The sequence below is a fragment of the Stenotrophomonas sp. YJH_SMC_105-26 genome (assembly GCF_059368915.1).
On sequence record NZ_JCAFSD010000001.1, the window covers coordinates 1,200,213 to 1,218,400 of the forward strand.

An 18,188-nucleotide genomic window follows, 5' to 3' on the forward strand; every position below is an offset into this window, starting at 1 on the left:
TCGTCGCAACCTGCTCAGCCCGGGAAGCGCTTCAGGCCAGTGACCAGCGCGTCACCCATCATGCGCAGGAACAACGTCCCCATGCCCGGGTAGAAGCGGTTCGGGTCGTGGCTGCCGACCGCGATCAGGCCCACGCCCGGTAGCGGCAGCAGCGCGGTGGTCTGCACTTCCTCGCTGCGCACGCCGTACAGCACGGCATTCTTTTCCGGCTGCAGGCGGCCGCAGATCGGCTCGCCATCGTTCAGGCAGTCGCGGAACGGGCCCAGCTGCGGATCATCCGCGGCAATCACCTGCAGCCAGTCGGCCTGTTCCAGCCCGGCCACTGGCGTGTGCACCACCAGCCGCACCAGGTCGCCGGCGAAGTCTTCCTGCAGCGAGGCGGCCATCGCGCGCAGGGTGTCAGCCGCGTTGTCCTGCTTCATCAGCGCCAGGGTCAGCTGGTGCGTGCGCACCGCCAGGCGCTCATTGACCTGGGCGGTCGCGCCCAGATCGGCCAACCGTCGTGCCAGCTCGCGGTTCTTCTCGCGCAGCACTTCCAGCTGGTAGCTGGCCAGCGACGCGGTCGGGCCGTCGTCACGCGGCACCACCAGGGTCAGGGCCAGGTCCGGGAACTGCTTGAGGAAGCCGGGATGACGCCGCAACCAGGCAGCGACTTCATGGGCCCCGAGCTTGTCGACGGTTTCGGTCATGCGATCCACTCCCCTTCGAAGACGAATGCGGTCGGGCCCGCCATCACCACCGGCTGGCCATCGCCCGGCCACTGGATGCGCAGGTCGCCACCGGGCAGGCTGATGCGGGCATCGCGCTGCAGGCGACCGCGCTGCATCAGGGTCACCGCGGCGGCACAGGCACCACTGCCGCAGGCCAGGGTCTCGCCGACACCGCGCTCGAACACGCGCAGGCGGGCGTGGGCCGGGCTCATCACCTGGGCGAAGCCCACGTTCACCGAGCGCGGGAACGACGCATGCTGCTGCAGCAGCGCACCGACGCGCTCGACCGGTGCAGCATCGACCAGGCCCACTTCGATCACCGCATGCGGGTTGCCCATCGACACCGCGGCGAAGCGTACGCTCTCGCCCTGCAGCGGCAGCAGGTATTCCTCACGCGCGTGCGCAAAGCCCATCAGCGGCACGTTGGCCGGCTCGAAGGCAGGCACGCCCATCGTCACCGCAAACTGCCCTTCGCCCAGCACCTTCACTTCATGGCTGGCCAGCGGGCTGTCGATGACGAATGCATCGCCCTGCGCACTGCCCTCGCGCACCAGCCAGGCGGCGATGCAGCGCGCGCCGTTGCCGCACTGCTCGGAATTGGAGCCGTCGGCATTCCAGATGCGGTACGAGGCCACCGAACCGTCCGCACGCGGTGCCTCGATGGTCAGGATCTGGTCGCAGCCAACGCCGGTGTGGCGGTCGGCCAGGCGCGCGGCCAGCTCGGGCGTGGGCGGCGCGGTGCCGTCACGCAGGTCGATCACTACGAAATCATTGCCCGCGCCATGCATCTTGCTGAAACGCAGGGCCTTGGAACCGGCCTTACTCATTCCCGCTGCCCGCCTTCTTCGCGGGCGTGGGCGCCGGCTGGGTGGCCGGTGCGGCCGGCTCCACGGTCGTGGCCGGGGTGCCGCTGCCCTGGGTCTGCGGCGCGGTCGCCTCGGTGGCGGGCTCGGCAGCGGGTTCGACAGTTTCTTCCACCGGCACCGGCTTCTGCGGCAGTACCAGCGGGCCCTTGTTGCCGCAGGCGGCGAGGAGCAGCAGCGAGGCCGCTGCCAGCGGAATCAGGATGGCGTTTCGATGGGGGATCTTCATGCCCCGAGTATAGCCATTGGCGGCTGAGCGGTTGGTGCAGGGAATCGGGTGGCCGGCCAGCGGCCGGCACTGCCGCCGGCGCTCAATCCGCGGGCGGTGGTGGCAGCGGCCGCGTCCACAGCCAGATTGCGACCACGGTCATGCTGCCAATCGAGAACCACTTCACCCAGGCGATCGGCACGCACCACAGCATGATGCCGGCGCATACCGCCATGGTGATCGTGGCCATCCACTTGCCGTAGCGGCTGACCGCCCCGTGTGCCTGCCAGTTGGCGATGGCCGGGCCGAAACGCGGATGCTGCAGCAGCCAGGTATGCAGGCGCTCCGAACCGGGCGAGGCGGCCCAGGCCGAGATCAGGATGAATACGGTGGTCGGCAGCCCCGGAACGAAGATGCCGACGATGCCGGTGCCCAGGCTGACGTACGCCAGCAGCCACCATGCCCAGCGGAAACGCACCACGCGCGGCGGCGTGGCGCTATCGCGGGGTGCAGATGGCTCGGGCTGGCTCATGGCCGCAAGGATACCGGTTCGGGGTGCCAGGCAGCGCCCGGCGCCCCTTCGCCGTTACGGCTGGGCGATGCCCAGCTGCTGCAGCACGAACGCGTACGACTCGGACAGTTCGCGGTAGCGCTGGAAGCGCCCCGACTTGCCGCCGTGGCCAGCTTCCATGTTGGTGCGGAACAGGATCGGGTAGTGGCCGGTGTTGTCATCACGCAGCTTGGCCACCCACTTGGCGGGCTCCCAGTACTGCACCTGCGAATCCCACAGGCCGGTACCCACGTACAGCGCCGGGTACGCCTGCTGCTTCACGTTGTCATAGGGCGAGTAGGACAGCATGTAGTCGTAATACGGCTTCTGCTCCGGGTTGCCCCACTCGTCGTATTCGTTGGTGGTCAACGGAATGGTCGGGTCGAGCATGGTGGTGACCACGTCGACGAACGGCACCTGCGCCACCATCACCCGGTAATCCTGCGGCGCCTGGTTGGCCACCGCGCCCATCAGCAGGCCGCCGGCGCTGCCACCGGACGCGGCCACGCGATCCTTCGCCGCCCAGCCCTGTGCTACCAGGCCACGGGTGACGTCGATGAAGTCGTTGAAGGTGTTCTGCTTGTGCAGCAGCTTGCCGTTCTCGTACCAGTCGCGCCCCATCTCCTGGCCGCCACGGATGTGGGCGATGGCATACACCACGCCACGATCAAGCAGGCTGACCGCGGTCTGGTTGAAGTACGGATCCATCGACATGCCGTAGCTGCCGTAGGCGTACTGGAACAGCGCGCCCTTGCCGTCCTTCCGGTAGCCCTTGCGGTAGACCAGCGACACCGGCACCTTCACGCCATCGCGCGCGGTGATCCAGACGCGGTCGGTCTCGTACTTCGAGGCGTCATAGCCGATCACCGGCTGCACCTTCAGCTGGCGACGCTCGCCGGTGGCGGTGTTCAGCTCGAACACGGTGGTCGGGGTGGTCATCGAGGTGTAGACGTAGCGCAGCCACGGCGTATCGGCCTCGGTGTTGTCGCCCAGGCCCATCGAATAGGCCGGCTCGTCGGCCTTCACGTAGTCGCTGCGCCCGTCCTTGAACAGCAGGCGGATGCGCTCCAGGCCCTCGGAACGTTCGGCGATGGCGGTGTACGTGTCGAACAGTTCGAAGCCTTCGATGAACACCGCATCGTCGTGCGCGATCCAATCCTTCCATTGCGCGCGCGAGGTGGCATCGGTCGGCGCGGTGACCAGCTTGAAGTTCTTCGCACCGTCGTTGGTGCGGATCACCCAGCGGCCGTCATGGTGGTCGGCGTCGTACTCGACATCGCGCTGGCGCGGCGCCAGCACGGTGAAGGTGGTCGGGTCGCTGGCCGGCGCGTAGCGCTCTTCCGAGGACACGGTGCTGTGCACGCCGATGGTGATGAAGCGATCGTCGCGGGTGCGGCCGATGCCCATGTAGAAGCTGTCGTCCTTCTCTTCGTAGACGACGGTGTCGGCGCTGGCCGGGGTGCCCAGCACGTGCTTCTTCACGCGCACGGTCAGCAGCGTTTCCGGATCGTTCTCGACATACAGCACGGTGCGGTTGTCGTCGGCCCAGACCAGGTCGCCGGAGCTGCCGGTGATCACATCGGGCAGCACCGTGCCGGTGGCCAGGTCCTTGAAGCGGATCGTGTACTGGCGGCGGCCGACGTCATCGTCGGCCCAGGCCAGCAGCTGGTTGTCCTGGCTGACTTCCATCGAGCCGACGCTGAAGTAGCCCTTGCCGGCGGCCATTGCGTTGACGTCCAGCAGGATTTCCTCGGCCGCCTCCATGCTGCCCTTGCGGCGCGCGTGGATGGGGTAATCCTGGCCGGTCTCGAAGCGGCTGTAGTACCAGTAGCCGCGCTCGCGCGCCGGCACGCTGGAATCATCCTGCTTGATGCGGCCGACGATCTCCTTGTACAGGGTGTCTTCCAGTGGCTTCAGCGGTGCCAGCAGCTGGTCGGCGTAGGCATTCTCTGCCTGCAGGTAGGCCAGCATGTCCTTGTTCTCGCGCTTGTCGTCGCGCAGCCAGTAATAGTCATCGTTGCGGGTCGCGCCGAACGGCGCCTTGACCACATGCGGATGCTTGGCGGCATCCGGCGGAACGGGCGGCGTGGCGGCGGTAGCAGTCGTGGTCATCAGGCTGGCGAGCAACAGGCAGAGGGTGGACTTCATGAGATAAGGCTCCTGGCGCATCAATGCAATGGTCTTCGACGGGGTCAGATCCCTTTTCCCGAAAAGGGATCTGACCCCAATCTCGGCAATGCGGCAACCCTGCGGAACGTCATGGGTTGCGCCGGCCGGCGTACCATGGGCACATGAGCACCCCGCCCCACACGCCGGGCTACAGCCGGCGCAGCCATGAAATCGCTCCGTTCCACGTGATGTCCCTGCTGGCCCGCGCGCAGGCGCTGGAACAGGCAGGCCACGATGTGATCCACCTGGAAATCGGCGAACCGGACTTCACTACCGCCGAACCCGTCGTGCGTGCCGGCCAGGCCGCACTGGCCGCCGGCCACACCCGCTACACCGCCGCGCGCGGCCTGCCGGCGCTGCGCCAGGCGATCAGCGGTTTCTACCGCAGCCACTATGGGCTGGATGTCGATCCCGAACGCATCCTGGTCACCCCGGGTGGGTCCGGTGCGCTGCTGCTGGCCAGCAGCCTGCTGGTCGATCCCGGCCGCCACTGGCTGCTGGCCGACCCCGGCTACCCCTGCAACCGCCACTTCCTGCGCCTCGTCGAGGGCGGCGCGCAGCTGGTGCCGGTCGGCCCGGACACCGCCTACCAGCTGACCCCTTCGCTGGTGGAACAGCACTGGAATGACGACAGCGTCGGCGCGCTGGTCGCCTCACCGGCCAATCCGACCGGCACCGTGCTGTCCGCCGACGAACTGGCGGCACTGTCGCAGGCCCTGCACGCGCGGGGCGGCCACCTGGTGGTGGACGAGATCTACCACGGCCTGACCTACGGCCTGGATGCGCCCAGCGTGCTGCAGGTGGACGACAGCGCGTTCGTGCTGAACAGTTTTTCCAAGTACTTCGGCATGACCGGCTGGCGGCTGGGCTGGCTGGTGGCACCGCCTGCAGCGGTACCGGACCTGGAAAAGCTGGCGCAGAACCTGTACATCAGCGCCTCCAGCATCGCCCAGCACGCCGCGCTCGCCTGCTTCAGCGAGGAATCGATGGCGATCTTCGAACAGCGCCGGGAAGCGTTCCGCCAACGCCGCGACTTCCTGCTGCCCGCGTTGCGTGAGCTCGGCTTCCGCATTGAAGTCGAGCCGCAGGGCGCGTTCTACCTGTACGCCGATGTCAGCGCGTTCACCGACGACGCGCAGGCGTTCTGCGCGCACTTCCTGGAAACCGAGCACGTGGCGTTCACCCCGGGCCTGGATTTCGGCTTCCATCGCGCCAACCAGCATGTGCGGCTGGCGTATACCCAGCAAGTACCGCGGTTGCAGGAGGCGGTGGCGCGGATCGCACGCGGGTTGAAGCGTTGGCAGGGATCACGTTGACGGCAGTGCCGGCCGCTGGCCAGCAACCCGGGAATGCCTGAATGATGCGGTTGCCGGCCAGCGGCCGGCACTACCGGTAAAGAAAAACGCCGCCCTGGGGCGGCGTTTTCCGTTCTGCTTACTTGCCGCCCAACCGCTCCCACAGGAAGCTGTAGGCCAGCGCGGACATATGCGCGGCCTGTGCATTGTTGGCTGCGCCGCCGTGGCCGCCTTCGATGTTCTCGTAGTAGGTCACGTCCTTGCCGGCGTCGATCATCTTCGCCGCCATCTTGCGGGCGTGGCCCGGGTGCACGCGGTCATCGCGGGTGGAGGTCGTGAACAGCACCGGCGGGTAGTTCTTCTTCGCGTTGAACAGGTGGTACGGCGAGAAGGTCTTGATGAATTCCCAGTCGCTGGTATCCGGGTTGCCGTACTCGGCCATCCACGAGGCGCCGGCCAACAGGTGGCTGTAGCGCTTCATGTCCAGCAGCGGCACCTGCACCACCACCGCACCGAACAGCTCCGGGTACTGGGTCAGCATGTTGCCCGTCAGCAGGCCACCGTTGCTGCCGCCCTGCACGCCCAGGTGCTTGGCGCTGGTGATCTTGCGCTTGACCAGGTCCCGCGCCACCGCGGCCATGTCTTCATAGGCCTTGTGACGGTTCTGCTTCAGCGCCGCCTGGTGCCAGCGCGGGCCGTACTCGCCGCCGCCGCGGATGTTGGCGACCACGTACACGCCGCCCTTCTCCAGCCAGGCGCGACCCATGCCACCGGAATAGCTCGGGGTCAGCGAGATCTCGAAACCACCGTAGCCATACAGCAGGGTCGGGTTGGAGCCATCGAGCTTCATCGCCCTGTCGTGCACCACGAAATACGGCACGCGGGTGCCGTCCTTGCTGGTGGCGAAGTGCTGCTCGATCACCTTGCCCTTGGCATCGAAGAAGGCCGGCATGGTCTTCAGCGTTTCCGGTGCCTGGCCGATCTCGGCCAGGGCCAGCGTGGTCGGCGTCAGGTAATCGGTGGCGGTCAGCCACACCGCGTCGCTGTCATTGCTGTCCACCGCAGCCACGCCCAGCGTGCCGAAGGCCGGGGCGCCGACGAAGCGGCTGGTCTGCCAGCCGTCGGCACCCGGGGTCAGCACCGACAGGCGGTTCTTGACGTCGTCCAGCACGTTCAGCACCAGGTGGCTCTTGGTCCAGCTGGCACTGGCCAGTGAGGTGGTCGCGGTCGGGGTGAACAGCACGTCGAAGTCGCGCTTGCCGGCCAGGAAGTCGTCCAGCTTCGTCGCCAGCAGCGAACCGGACGCGTAGGTCTTGCCGCCCACGGTCCACGGATCGCGCAGTTCCAGGGTCAGCCACTGCTTGTGCAAACCCTTCTCGGCCGAGTTCGGCGCGTCGATCTTGGTCAGCGTGCCGTCGTCGCCACGCAGGTAGAGCTCGTTGTTGTAGAACGCCAGGGTGCGGCTGACCAGGTTGCGTTCGAAGCCCGGGGTGTCATCGTGCATCGCCGCGATGTACATGTCCTCCGGCTTGCCTTCGTACACCACGGTGGCCGAGGACATCGGCGTGCCACGCTTCCACAGCTTGGCCACGCGCGGGTAGCCGGAGGTGGTCATCGAGCCGGCACCGAAGTCGGTGTAGACGAACACGGTGTCGCGATCGACCCAGTTGAGGCCGCCCTTCGACTCCGGACGGAAGAAGCCGTCCTTGATCCAGGTCTTGTTGGCCAGGTCGAACTCACGGGTGACGTCGGCGTCGGCGCCGCCGCGCGACAGCGCGATCAGGCAGCGGCTGTAATCCGGGCGCAGGCAGTCGGCGCCGTGCCAGACCCAGTTCTCGCCCTCGGCCTTGTTCAGTGCATCCAGGTCGAGCACGGTCTCCCACTGCGGCGAGGCCTTGCGGTACTCGGCCAGGGTGGTGCGGCGCCACAGGCCGCGCTCGTGCTGCTGGTCCTTCCAGAAGTTGTAGTAGTAGTCACCGATCTTCTGCACGCCGGGAATCTTGGCGTCGGAGTCGAGCACCTCGCGGATGCTGGTCTCCATCTGCTTGAAGGTCGGGGTCTGCGCCAGGCGCGCCTCGGACCTGGCATTCTGTTCCTTGACCCAGGACAGTGGCTTGTCGCCGGTGACGTCCTCCAGCCAGGCGTAGCGATCGGTGTCTTCAGCGGCCACGGCGGTCCCCACCGAGGCAGCGGTCATCATGCCGGCCAGCAGGCAGGCGGAAGCGAGTCGTGACATTGCAGCTCCAGGCAGTCATAAGCCGGGGAACGCTAGCACGGAATGTCGCGGCCTCCCCCGTGTCGAAGGTCAGGCCGTGGCCGCCGGACCGCGCCGGCCGCGTGCGGCGGAAGCCGGCCGACGGCGCGCCTGTCCACCGGTACGCCGCGCCCGCCATCGCCATGACGGGTGCGGCAGCGGAAAGCGCAGCAGCGCCCACCAGGCCGCGAGCGGCATGCCCACCAGCCACATCGGCAGCCAGCCCAGCCATGCGCTGCTGCCACGCGCCGCCGGCCAGACCAGTACCAGCGCCAGCCCAGCCAGGGCCAGCTGCCGCACGCCGCGCAGCAGGCGCGGGTCGGCGCGTTCGATGACGCGTTCAGTTGCAGGGCGACGGACGGAACGAGCGTTCATGGGGGCTTCTCCGGTAGACAATGCAACACAGCTTGGGCAAGCCCCTTCTCACAGGATGCGACACCATTGACGGATCGCGTGCACACAGTCGACCATGCGCGTGCAAGCCCACTGGAGCCCGCTCCCGCATGACTTCGATCCGCCCGTTCTGCGCCGTGCTGCTGGCTCTGTCCCTGGCAGGTCCTGCCATGGCCGCCAGTGAGCCGCCGTCGCCCCGCGCCAGCGCCACCGACGCGGCCGACCCGGGGGCGCCGATCGACCTGAAGCGCTTCATGGGCACCTGGTATGTGATCGGCCGCGTGCCGAACTTCATCGAACGCGGGCATGTCGCCAGCGTCAACGAGTACGAGCTGCGCGACGAGCACAAGGTCGCCATCACCTACCGCTACCGTGATGGTTTCGGCGAACCACTGCAGGAAATTCGCGCACGTGCCAGCGTCGATCCGGACAGCGGCAACCATGGCTGGCGAACCTGGTTCTATCGCGTGGTGCCGACCCATTCGCGGGTACTGGAAGTGGCCCCGGACTATTCATGGGCACTGATCGGTTATCCGGGCCGCGAAATGGCCTGGATCTTCGCGCGCAAGCCGGACATGGACAAAGCCCTGTACAAGGAGCTGGCCGAGCGCCTGCGCGACGAGTACGGCGTGAACACCGACAAGCTCAAGCGCGTGCCTCAGCATCCGGAACAGGTCGGGAAGCTGGGCTACGAAGTACCGAACGCGCGTTGACCGCACGTGGAATTGCCGGCCAGCGGCCGGCACTACCGTTTTTTTCCCGGCAATCGGGTAGAGCCGGCCGCTGGCCGGCTGCCGCCCGGCTGCCGCCCGGCATTCTGTTACTTGCGGCTGTAATGCGCGACCAGGCGGTCGCCGAGCATCTGCAGCAGCTGCACCAGGACCAGCAACAGGACCACGGTGACCAGCGCCACGTCGGTGTGCGAACGCTGGTAACCATCGCGGAACGCCAGGTCGCCGAGGCCACCGGAACCGATCGCACCGCCCATCGCGGTGAAGCCGATCAGGGCCACGGTGGTGACCGTCGCCCCGGCGATCAGCCCCGGTCGTGCTTCCGGCAGCAGCACCCGGGTGACCAGCTGCCAGGTGGTGGCGCCCATCGCCTGGGTCGCCTCGATCACGCCACGATCCACTTCGCGCAGCGCGGTCTCGACAAGGCGCGCGTAGAACGGCGCCGCGCCGATCACCAGCGGCACGATCGCGCCGCGCACGCCCAGCGAGGTACCCATCAGGAACAGCGTGACCGGGATCAGCACGATCATCAGGATGATGAAAGGCACCGAACGCAGCAGGTTCACCACCAGAGCCAGCACGCCATAGGCAAACGGCCGGCGCTTCATCTGCGGCGCCCCGAACAGGTACAGCAGCACGCCCAGCGGCAGGCCAATGGCCAGGGTCAGCGGCAGCGAACCGAGCAGCATCAGCAGGGTGTCGAAGGTGGCCTGGCCGATGTCGGCCCACTTGCCCGCATCCAGGTGACGGAAGAAACCGCCGGCAGTGGCGATGATCATCGACGCAGCTCCTCGACATGCACGCCGGCAGCCACGAAGGCAGCCTGCGCGGCGGACTGGTCACCGCCCACCAGGGCGACCACCAGCTGGCCATAGGGGGTGTCCTTGATCCGGTCGATACGGCCGGACAGGATGTTGTAGTCGACCCCGGTCTGGCGCGCGACGCTGCCCAGCAGGGGTTCGTAGGTGTCGCCGCCGAGGAAGGTCAGGCGCACGATGCGCCCGCCCACCACGTCGAAATCGCGGTGCAACGCCCCTTCGTCCACGTGCTCCGATTCGCTGACGAACCGCCGCGTGGTCGGGTGCTGCGGATGCAGGAACACCCGGGTAACCGGACCGGTCTCGACCATCTGGCCAGCATCGAGCACGGCCACGCGGTCGCAGACACGGCGGATCACGTCCATCTCGTGGGTGATCAGCACGATGGTCAGGCCCAGCTCGCGGTTGATCTTCGACAACAGCGACAGCACCGAGGCGGTGGTCTGCGGATCCAGCGCGCTGGTGGCCTCGTCGCACAGCAGGATCTGCGGGCAGGTCGCCAGCGCACGGGCGATGCCGACACGCTGCTTCTGGCCGCCGGACAGCTGCGCCGGATACTTCTGCGCATGCGCTTCCAGGCCCACGGTCTGCAGCAGCTCGGCCACGCGCGCGTCGATCTCCGCCTGCGGCGTGCCGGCCAGTTCCAGCGGGAAGGCGACATTGCCAGCCACCGTGCGCGACGACAGCAGGTTGAAGTGCTGGAAGATCATGCCGATGCGCCGGCGCAGCGTGCGCAGGCCGTCCGCGTCCAGTGCGGTGACATCCTCGCCACCGATCAGCAGCCGGCCACCGCTGGGTTCTTCCAGGCGGTTGATCATGCGGATCAGGGTCGACTTGCCGGCGCCGGAATGGCCGATGATGCCGAATACCTCACCGGCCTCGATGGTCAGGTCCAGCGGTTGCAGCGCGCTGACTTCGCGGCCGGCAACGGCATAGGATTTGTGCAGGCGCTGGAACTCGATCACGGGCGTGGCTCACCGGCTGGGTGACGGAAGGGGGCGTGCAGCCTACCAGCGCAGGCGGTCGCGCGCCCGCGCCATGGGTCAGAATGTTATTCCTTTTGGTTCTAAGCCGCCCGCGCCGACGTGTTGGCTGGGGTCAGAGCCCCTGCGGGGATCCGACCCCGGGGTCGGATCCCCGCAGGGGCTCTGACCCCATTCCCAGGCCCAACCGGCTCAGGGATGGTCCAGCGGCTTAGGTGGCTGCACCCGGTTCAGGCGCTCACGATGCAGCAGGTACAGTCCCGAAGCCACGATGATCGCGGCGCCCACCCAGGTATAGCCATCAGGCAGCTGGCCCCAGAAGGCCAGGTCCCAGCCGATCACCCAGACCAGCCCGCTGTACTCCAGCGGCGCGATCATCGAGGCCTCGCCCAGCTGGAACGCCTTGGTCAGGGCGATCTGGCCCAGCGCCCCGGCCAGGCCCATGCCGGCGATCAGCGGCGCATGCGCCAGCTGCAGCGGCACCCAGCCGGGAAGGGACAGCAGGCCGGCACCGATGGCCATGATCACCAGGAACCAGACCACCATCGACTGCGAGGTATCGGTGCGGGTCAGCAGGCTGACCGTGATCGCCGCCACGGCATAGGCGGTGGCCGCAGCCAGCACCATCAGGCCGGGCACCGAGATGAAACCGTCCACGCCCGGCCGCAGCACCACCAGCACGCCGACCAGGCCGATGCCGATGGCGACCCAGCGCCGTGGCCCGACCCGCTCGCCCAGCAGCGGTACCGACAAGGCGGCGATCAGCAGCGGGGCGACGAAATAGATGGTGTAGGCGGTGGACAGCGGCAGGTCGCGCAGGGCGAACACGAAGCAGCCGATCATCGCCATGCCCAGCGCGCCACGCAGCAGGTGCAGGCCCAAGCGACGCGGCACCAGCGAGCGCGGGCCGGCGCTGGCCAACACCCAGACCAGCACGAACGGCAACGAGGCCGCGCCGCGCAGGAAGGTCACTTCCAGGGTCGGATAGCTGGCCGACAGCTGCTTCATGCCAGCGTCCATCAGCGAGAAACAGGCGACCGCAGCGACCATCCAGGCCACCGCACGCGAAGGGGAGCGTTGCACGTTCATGGCCCATTATCGCCCGGTCGTCGCTTTCTGTAGAGCCGAGCCCACGCTCGGCTGCTCTTCACAAAGCCGCCGAGCGTGGGCTCGGCTCTACAGGGGACGGGCATGCGGGCCCTCGCGATAGAATGATCGCCACTGAAACCTGCGGAGCACCGCCCATGCCTTCCTTCGACGTCGTGTCCGAAGTCGACACCCACGAGCTGACCAACGCCATCGACCAGGCCAACCGCGAACTGGCCACCCGCTTCGACTTCAAGGGCGTGGACGCAAAGTTCGAGCGCGACGGCGATGTCATCAACCAGACCGCGCCGACCGAATTCCAGCTCAAGCAGATGAACGACATCCTGCGTGCTCGCCTGGCCGCACGCGGCATCGACGTGCTCAGCCTGGAGTTCGGCGACATCGAGACCAACCTGGCCCAGGCCCGGCAGAAGATCACCGTCAAGCAGGGCATCGAGCAGAAGATCGCCAAGAAGATCGCGGCGGCGCTGAAGGATGCCAAGCTGAAGGTGGAAAGCCAGATCAACGGCGACAAGCTGCGCGTGCAGGGCAAGAAGCGCGACGACCTGCAGGACGCCATCGCCGTGCTCAAGGCCGGCAAGTTCGAGCTGCCGCTGCAGTTCAACAACTTCCGCGACTGAGGCATCCGCCGGGCCTGCCCCGGCGCTGCCAGCGGCAGGCACGACGGCGCGTTGCCAGCGACGCGCCTACAATGGCGGCCCCGCCAGCCGACGTGCCCGCCATGACCGATTCCCCCCTGCCCACCGATGACCCGATCGCTGCCACCCGCCTGTGGCTGGAGCGCATCGTCATCGGTCTGAATCTGTGCCCGTTCGCCAAGGCGGTGTATGTGAAGGACCAGGTCCGCATCGTGCTCAGTGATGCGACCACGCCGGAAGCGCTGGTTGAGCAGCTGGCCGAGGAACTGGTGCTGTTGCGCGATACGCCGGCCGAGCAGATCGATACCACGCTGATCGTGCATCCGCAGGTGCTGACCGACTTCCTCGACTACAACGATTTCCTCGACAACGCCGATGCGGCGATCGAGGCACTGGACCTGCAGGGCATCCTGCAGGTGGCCAGCTTCCACCCGGACTACCAGTTTGACGGCGTGGCAGCGGACGACGCCAGCAACTACACCAATCGCGCGCCCTTCCCCACCCTGCACCTGCTGCGCGAAGACAGCGTGGCGCGCGCAGTGGATGTCTATCCGGACCCGGACGTGATCGTCGAGCGCAACATCCAGACCCTGGACCGCATCGGCGTGGACGGCTGGCATCGCCGCCTGCGTGGCGAAGACCTGACGTGAGCACGGTGCCGCCGATTGCCGCATGGCCGGCCGCGCCGCTGTCGGGCAAGGTGGTGCTGGTCACCGGCGGCGCCAACGGCATCGGCCGTGGCATCGCCCAGGCCGTGCTCGGTGCCGGCGGACGCGTGCTGATCGGCGACCTGGACGTGGAGGCCGGCGAGGCGTGCCTGGCGGAATGGCAGCGTAGTGGCGAGGCCGCATTCCAGCGGCTGGACATCACCGACGAAGCCAGCGTGCGCGACTTCATCGCCGTGGCCCTGCGGCGTTTCAGCCGTATCGACGGGCTGGTCAACAACGCGGGCATCGCCGGACCGCATGGCACGCAGCTGCAGGACATGGACTGGGACGAGTGGCAGCGCCGCCTGTCCTCGCTGCACGGTGCCTTCCTGTGCAGCAAGCACGCACTACCGGCGCTGACGGCCAGCGCCGCCGGCGCAATCATCAACATCGCCTCGACCCGCGCCTGGCAATCCGAAGCGCACAGCGAGGCCTATGCTGCGGCCAAAGGCGGGCTGGTGGCGTTCACCCATGCGCTGGCGATCAGTGCCGGCCCAACGGTGCGGGTCAACAGCATCAGTCCGGGCTGGATCGGCACCACGGCCTGGCAGGCTCCCTCGCGGCGACACGCACCGGAGTACTCCGCCATCGACCAGGCACAGCACCCGGTCGGCCGGGTCGGCCGCCCCGAGGACATCGGCGCGCTGGCGGTGTACCTGCTGTCGTCGCTGTCCGGCTTCAGCACCGGCCAGGACTTCATCGTCGACGGCGGCATGACCCGGAAGATGATCTACGCCGAATAGAAAAAGGGGACGGAGGGGATTAAGTCGTTTGTGCACAAACGACTTAATCCCCTCCGTCCCCTTTTTTCGCTTACGCCATGCCCGAGTGCCGCAGCAGCGCGTCGATCTGCGGCGCGCGGCCGCGGAAGGCCTTGAAGTTCTCCGCCGCCGGGCGGCTGCCACCACGCGACAGGATCTCATCGCGGAAGCGTGCACCGGTTTCAGCCAGTGCCTGCGGCGCTTCCTCGAACGCGGCGTAGGCATCGGCGCTGAGCACTTCGGCCCACTTGTAGCTGTAGTAACCCGCGGCGTAACCACCGGCGAAGATGTGGCTGAACTGGTGCGGGAAGCGGTTCCAGACCGGCGGGTGGTTCACGGCCACTTCCGCGCGCACTCGGTCCAGCAGTGCCAGCACGCTGTCCTGCGCCGGTTCGAACTGGCTGTGCAGCAGCATGTCGAACAGGCCGAACTCCAGCTGGCGCACCGTGGCCATGCCGCTATGGAAATTGCGCGCAGCCAGCATGCGCTCGTACAGCGCGCGCGGCAGCGGCTCGCCACTGTCCACGTGCGCGGTCATGCCCTGCAGGTGGTCCCATTCCCAGCAGAAGTTCTCCATGAACTGGCTGGGCAGCTCCACCGCGTCCCATTCCACGCCGTTGATGCCGGCCACGCCCAGTTCGCCGATGCGGGTCAGCAGCTGGTGGAGGCCGTGGCCCATCTCATGGAACAGCGTGGTCATTTCATTGTGGCTGAAGGTCGCCGGCCTGCCGTTGGCGCCCCGGCCAAAGTTGCACACCAGGTAGACCAGTGGCGTCTGCACGCTGCCGTCGCCACGCACGCGACGGTTGCGGCAATCGTCCATCCACGCACCGCCGCGCTTGCCCTCGCGTGCGTACAGGTCCAGGTAGAACTGGCCGACCAGCGCGCCCTGCGCATCGACCAGGCGGAAGAAGCGCACGTCTTCGTGCCACACCGGTGCGCTGTCTTCCTGCACATGCAGGCCATACAGCTGCTCGATCACCGAGAACAGGCCGCCCAGTACCTTCGGTTCGGTGAAATACTGCTTCACCTCCTGCTCGGAATAGCTGTAACGCGCCTGCTTCAGGCGGTCGGCGGCGAACGCCAGGTCCCAGGCCTGCAGGGCATCGATGCCCAGCTGCTCGCGTGCGAACTGCTCCAGCTCGGCGCGGTCCTTGGCCGCGAACGGCTTGGCTCGCGCGGCAAGGTCACGCAGGAAACCCAGTACTTCGGCCGGGTCCTGCGCCATCTTGGTCGCCACCGAGTAATGGCCGTACGAATCGAAGCCGAGCAACGCGGCCAGTTCGGCGCGCAGGGCAAGGATACGGTCGATGTTGCCACTGTTGTCCAGCGCGTCATCACCGAACTCCGATGCACGCTGCGCGCTGGCACGGTACAGGATCTCGCGCAGGTCGCGGTCTTCAGCCCAGGTCTGCACCGGCAGGTAGCACGGCATCTGCAGGGTCAGTTTCCAGCCGGTCCTGCCGTCCTTCTCTGCCGCAGCGCGCGCGGCAGCCTTCACGTCTTCCGGCAGGCCCAGCAGTCGCGCTTCGTCCTCGATGTACAGCGACCATGCATCGGTGGCGTCGAGCACGTTCTGCGAGAACTTCGCCGACAGCGCCGACAGTTCCTCCTTGATCGCCGCAAAGCGCTGCTGCGCCTCAGGTGCCAGCTCGGCACCGCCCAGGCGGAAGTCACGCAGCGTGTTGTCCAGCACCTTGCGCTGGGCTTCATTGAAATGCGCCGCCTCCGGGCTGGCGGCCAGTGCCTGGTACTGGCGATACAGCGCCAGGTTCTGGCCCAGCGCGCTGGCGAAACGGGTCACCCGCGGCAGGTTGCCGTTGTAGGCCTCACGCAGTTCCGGGGTGTTGACCACCCCCTGCAGGTGGCCGACCAGGCCCCAGGCACGCCACAGGCGCTCGGTGGCGTCATCCAGCGGGGTGACGAAGGTGTCCCAACGCACCGGCTGCACCCGCTCGGCTGCGCTGACGGCAGCTTCGGCCTCGGCCAGCAGCACATCCAGCGCCGGCGCGACGTGCTCGGGGCGGATCGCGTCAAAGCGCGGCAGTCCGGAAAAGTCGAGCAGGGGGTTGGCAACGGTCACGGCAGATCTCCAGGGAACGGGCCCGGCGGGCGGGCAGCTTCCCAGATATGGCGCTGACAGGCGCGGCTGACAAGGGGGCATGCGCCGGCGTTCACGTCGGCCTGACGGCCGCGCACCGAAGCTCTGGCTGCGGGGGAGTCCGCAGCGGTACTTACCGAACGAGGCCCTACATGGAAGGTCTGGCTGCAGTGGCATCCATCTCACCGGCGCGCTCGCTGGCGCTGTCCGCCAGCCCGGCAGAACTGGCCTGGATCGCCGCGCTGTGCGATGCCGGCGACGACGCCCCCCGCCATTTGGAGCAGCTGCGGGCGGTATTGCAGCAGGGCGGCACGTTCAACGATGCCCAGGAGTGGTACCCGTTCGAGGTGATCGAGCGCGGCGCCAGCCAGTTGCATCTGGGCCACGAGCGCGAGTTCGTGATCTGCGTGCTGCTGTGGCTGCAGGCATTGGCCCAGGGACGCGCCAGCATCCTGGACCCCAGCCTGCACCTGGATGACCGCGCGATGGACATCGAGGCGTTGCCTGATGCGCTGCGCGATGCGGTGCTGGATGCGTTCACCGCAGCGGGGTATTGAGACGCCCCGGCGACCGGGTGGAGTCGACTGTGGGTCGACTTTCGCGCGCAGCGCGGGATTCTGGCGACCTGAACGTGGAGCGGTCGACCAACAGTAGACGCTACCCAGCCGATGCACAGCCGGCCGTGCGTTGCCGCGTTACAACGCTTCCAGGCTGCACCACGGCAGTTCGGGCAACCCCTGCCCGGCCACCGCCGCCGCCAGCTGCGCATCGGCGCCGTCGACATCGATTCCCTGTCGCCCATACCACGCCGGGTCGTAATAGCTCTGCGCATAGCGCTCGCCACTGTCGCACAGGATGCTGACGATGCTGCCCTGGTGGCCCGCCTCACGCATCCATTGCGCGGCCTGCAGCACGCCGATGAAGTTGGTGCCGGTGGAGCCACCGACACGGCGGCCGAGCTGGCGGCTGACATGGCGCATCGCGGCCAGGCTCAGCGCATCGGGCACCTTCACCATCGCATCGACACTGGTCGGGATGAAACTCGGCTCCACCCGTGGCCGGCCGATGCCTTCCACGCGCGAGCCACCGCTACAGGTCAGTCCACGCCAGTCCTGTTCACCGGCCACGGCAGCCTTGTAGCCGTCGAAGAACACCGACACTTCCGGGTCCGCGCACAGGATGCGGGTGTCATGCCGGCGGTAGCTGACATAACGTCCCAGCGTGGCGGCGGTACCGCCGGTACCCGGGCTGCACACGATCCATTCCGGAACCGGGCTGGGCTCTTCGGCCATCTGCTTGAAGATGGATTCGGCGATGTTGTTGTTGGCACGCCAGTCGGTCGCCCGCTCGGCGTAGGTGAACTGGTCCATGAAGTGGCCGCCGGTTTCGCGGGCCAGCTTTTCCGAATCACAGTTGAGGTCGCAGGCGCGCTCGACCAGGTGGCAGCGGCCCCCGTGGAACTCGATCGCCGCGATCTTTTCCGGCGAGGTGGTGGCCGGGATCACCGCAATGAACGGCAGGCCCAGCAGGCGCGCGAAATAGGCTTCGGACACGGCGGTCGAGCCACTGGAGGCCTCGATCACTGGCCGGCCCTCGCGCAACCAACCGTTGGCCAGCGCGTACAGGAACAGCGAGCGCGCCAGCCGGTGCTTGAGGCTGCCGGTGGGATGGCTCGACTCGTCCTTCAGGTACAGGTCGATGCCCTCGAACCCGGGCAGCGCCAGCGGGATCAGATGGGTATCGGCGGAACGGTTGAAATCGGCTTCGATCTTGCGGATGGCGGCGGCCACCCATTCACGCTGCGACATGGCGGGCAATCGTTATCAGGACGGAACGGTGCGATCCGGCCATTGTACGTCGCGGTGCCGTCAGGTGCGGGCCGGTAGAATGGCGCCATCCG

The 18,188-nt window shown here is 67.5% G+C and carries 18 protein-coding genes; 6 read left to right on the forward strand and 12 right to left on the reverse strand.

The window, feature by feature from the left end:
- Nucleotides 1-14 precede the first annotated feature (14 nt).
- The 5 genes from AC5P7F_RS05455 to AC5P7F_RS05475 all read right to left on the reverse strand — a co-directional run bounded on the left by AC5P7F_RS05455 (nt 15) and on the right by AC5P7F_RS05475 (nt 4,479).
- Complete coding sequence (locus tag AC5P7F_RS05455; RefSeq protein ID WP_014648463.1) at nt 15-689, reverse strand: DUF484 family protein; 675 nt, start codon at nt 687-689, stop codon at nt 15-17.
- On the reverse strand, nt 686-1,537 hold the full coding sequence (gene dapF / locus AC5P7F_RS05460; protein ID WP_164077331.1) for a diaminopimelate epimerase: 852 nt from the start codon (nt 1,535-1,537) through the stop codon (nt 686-688). Before dapF ends, AC5P7F_RS05455 begins: the two co-directional genes overlap by 4 nt.
- The gene (lptM, locus tag AC5P7F_RS05465; RefSeq protein ID WP_014648465.1) at nt 1,530-1,802 is read right to left on the reverse strand and encodes an LPS translocon maturation chaperone LptM; all 273 of its coding nucleotides are present in this window, start codon (nt 1,800-1,802) and stop codon (nt 1,530-1,532) included. The genes dapF and lptM overlap by 8 nt, the downstream gene beginning before the upstream one ends.
- Before the next feature lie 82 nt (nt 1,803-1,884).
- Nucleotides 1,885-2,313 carry a YbaN family protein gene (locus AC5P7F_RS05470; RefSeq protein WP_481462354.1) on the reverse strand — a complete coding sequence of 143 codons (429 nt, stop codon included), beginning with the start codon at nt 2,311-2,313 and terminating at the stop codon, nt 1,885-1,887.
- 54 nt (nt 2,314-2,367) lie between these two features.
- Nucleotides 2,368-4,479, reverse strand: coding sequence for a S9 family peptidase (locus AC5P7F_RS05475; protein ID WP_164077332.1), 2,112 nt, complete (start codon nt 4,477-4,479; stop codon nt 2,368-2,370).
- 143 nt (nt 4,480-4,622) lie between these two features.
- On the opposite strand from AC5P7F_RS05475, the gene AC5P7F_RS05480 reads away from it, so the two are divergent.
- The gene (locus AC5P7F_RS05480; RefSeq protein ID WP_049406038.1) at nt 4,623-5,816 is read left to right on the forward strand and encodes a pyridoxal phosphate-dependent aminotransferase; all 1,194 of its coding nucleotides are present in this window, start codon (nt 4,623-4,625) and stop codon (nt 5,814-5,816) included.
- Between the two features lie 118 nt (nt 5,817-5,934).
- On the opposite strand, the gene AC5P7F_RS05485 is transcribed toward AC5P7F_RS05480, so the two are convergent.
- A complete protein-coding gene (locus tag AC5P7F_RS05485; RefSeq protein ID WP_164077333.1) occupies nt 5,935-8,031 on the reverse strand; it encodes a prolyl oligopeptidase family serine peptidase in 2,097 nt (698 codons plus the stop codon).
- A 69-nt stretch (nt 8,032-8,100) separates the two neighbouring features.
- Nucleotides 8,101-8,424: a hypothetical protein gene (locus tag AC5P7F_RS05490; RefSeq protein WP_049439992.1), complete on the reverse strand. Its 324-nt coding sequence runs from the start codon at nt 8,422-8,424 to the stop codon at nt 8,101-8,103.
- A gap of 128 nt (nt 8,425-8,552) precedes the next feature.
- Here AC5P7F_RS05490 and AC5P7F_RS05495 point away from each other — a divergent pair, with 128 nt between their 5' ends.
- Nucleotides 8,553-9,155 carry a lipocalin family protein gene (locus AC5P7F_RS05495; RefSeq protein ID WP_014648471.1) on the forward strand — a complete coding sequence of 201 codons (603 nt, stop codon included), beginning with the start codon at nt 8,553-8,555 and terminating at the stop codon, nt 9,153-9,155.
- A 107-nt stretch (nt 9,156-9,262) separates the two neighbouring features.
- On the opposite strand, the gene AC5P7F_RS05500 is transcribed toward AC5P7F_RS05495, so the two are convergent.
- From AC5P7F_RS05500 to AC5P7F_RS05510, 3 genes are all read right to left on the reverse strand, one after another.
- Nucleotides 9,263-9,952: a methionine ABC transporter permease gene (locus AC5P7F_RS05500; protein ID WP_014648472.1), complete on the reverse strand. Its 690-nt coding sequence runs from the start codon at nt 9,950-9,952 to the stop codon at nt 9,263-9,265.
- A complete protein-coding gene (locus AC5P7F_RS05505; RefSeq protein WP_164077334.1) occupies nt 9,949-10,956 on the reverse strand; it encodes an ATP-binding cassette domain-containing protein in 1,008 nt (335 codons plus the stop codon). The genes AC5P7F_RS05500 and AC5P7F_RS05505 overlap by 4 nt, the downstream gene beginning before the upstream one ends.
- Before the next feature lie 210 nt (nt 10,957-11,166).
- Nucleotides 11,167-12,063, reverse strand: coding sequence for an EamA family transporter (locus AC5P7F_RS05510; protein WP_164077335.1), 897 nt, complete (start codon nt 12,061-12,063; stop codon nt 11,167-11,169).
- A 155-nt stretch (nt 12,064-12,218) separates the two neighbouring features.
- Here AC5P7F_RS05510 and AC5P7F_RS05515 point away from each other — a divergent pair, with 155 nt between their 5' ends.
- The 3 genes from AC5P7F_RS05515 to AC5P7F_RS05525 all read left to right on the forward strand — a co-directional run bounded on the left by AC5P7F_RS05515 (nt 12,219) and on the right by AC5P7F_RS05525 (nt 14,169).
- Entirely contained in the window at nt 12,219-12,701 is a 483-nt protein-coding gene (locus tag AC5P7F_RS05515) for a YajQ family cyclic di-GMP-binding protein (RefSeq protein ID WP_006471121.1), read from the forward strand.
- A 101-nt stretch (nt 12,702-12,802) separates the two neighbouring features.
- Nucleotides 12,803-13,369, forward strand: coding sequence for a DUF1415 domain-containing protein (locus AC5P7F_RS05520; RefSeq protein ID WP_049406028.1), 567 nt, complete (start codon nt 12,803-12,805; stop codon nt 13,367-13,369).
- Nucleotides 13,366-14,169 (forward strand): SDR family oxidoreductase, encoded by an 804-nt coding sequence (locus AC5P7F_RS05525; protein WP_032961223.1) that lies wholly within the window; start codon nt 13,366-13,368, stop codon nt 14,167-14,169. Before AC5P7F_RS05520 ends, AC5P7F_RS05525 begins: the two co-directional genes overlap by 4 nt.
- 70 nt (nt 14,170-14,239) lie before the next feature.
- Here the strand turns inward: AC5P7F_RS05525 and AC5P7F_RS05530 are convergent, their stop codons facing one another.
- Nucleotides 14,240-16,270, reverse strand: coding sequence for a M3 family metallopeptidase (locus tag AC5P7F_RS05530; protein WP_142235151.1), 2,031 nt, complete (start codon nt 16,268-16,270; stop codon nt 14,240-14,242).
- Between the two features lie 170 nt (nt 16,271-16,440).
- Here AC5P7F_RS05530 and AC5P7F_RS05535 point away from each other — a divergent pair, with 170 nt between their 5' ends.
- Complete coding sequence (locus AC5P7F_RS05535) at nt 16,441-16,845, forward strand: hypothetical protein (RefSeq protein WP_164077336.1); 405 nt, start codon at nt 16,441-16,443, stop codon at nt 16,843-16,845.
- Between the two features lie 138 nt (nt 16,846-16,983).
- On the opposite strand, the gene AC5P7F_RS05540 is transcribed toward AC5P7F_RS05535, so the two are convergent.
- On the reverse strand, nt 16,984-18,096 hold the full coding sequence (locus tag AC5P7F_RS05540) for a PLP-dependent cysteine synthase family protein (protein ID WP_014038552.1): 1,113 nt from the start codon (nt 18,094-18,096) through the stop codon (nt 16,984-16,986).
- Nucleotides 18,097-18,188 lie beyond the last annotated feature (92 nt).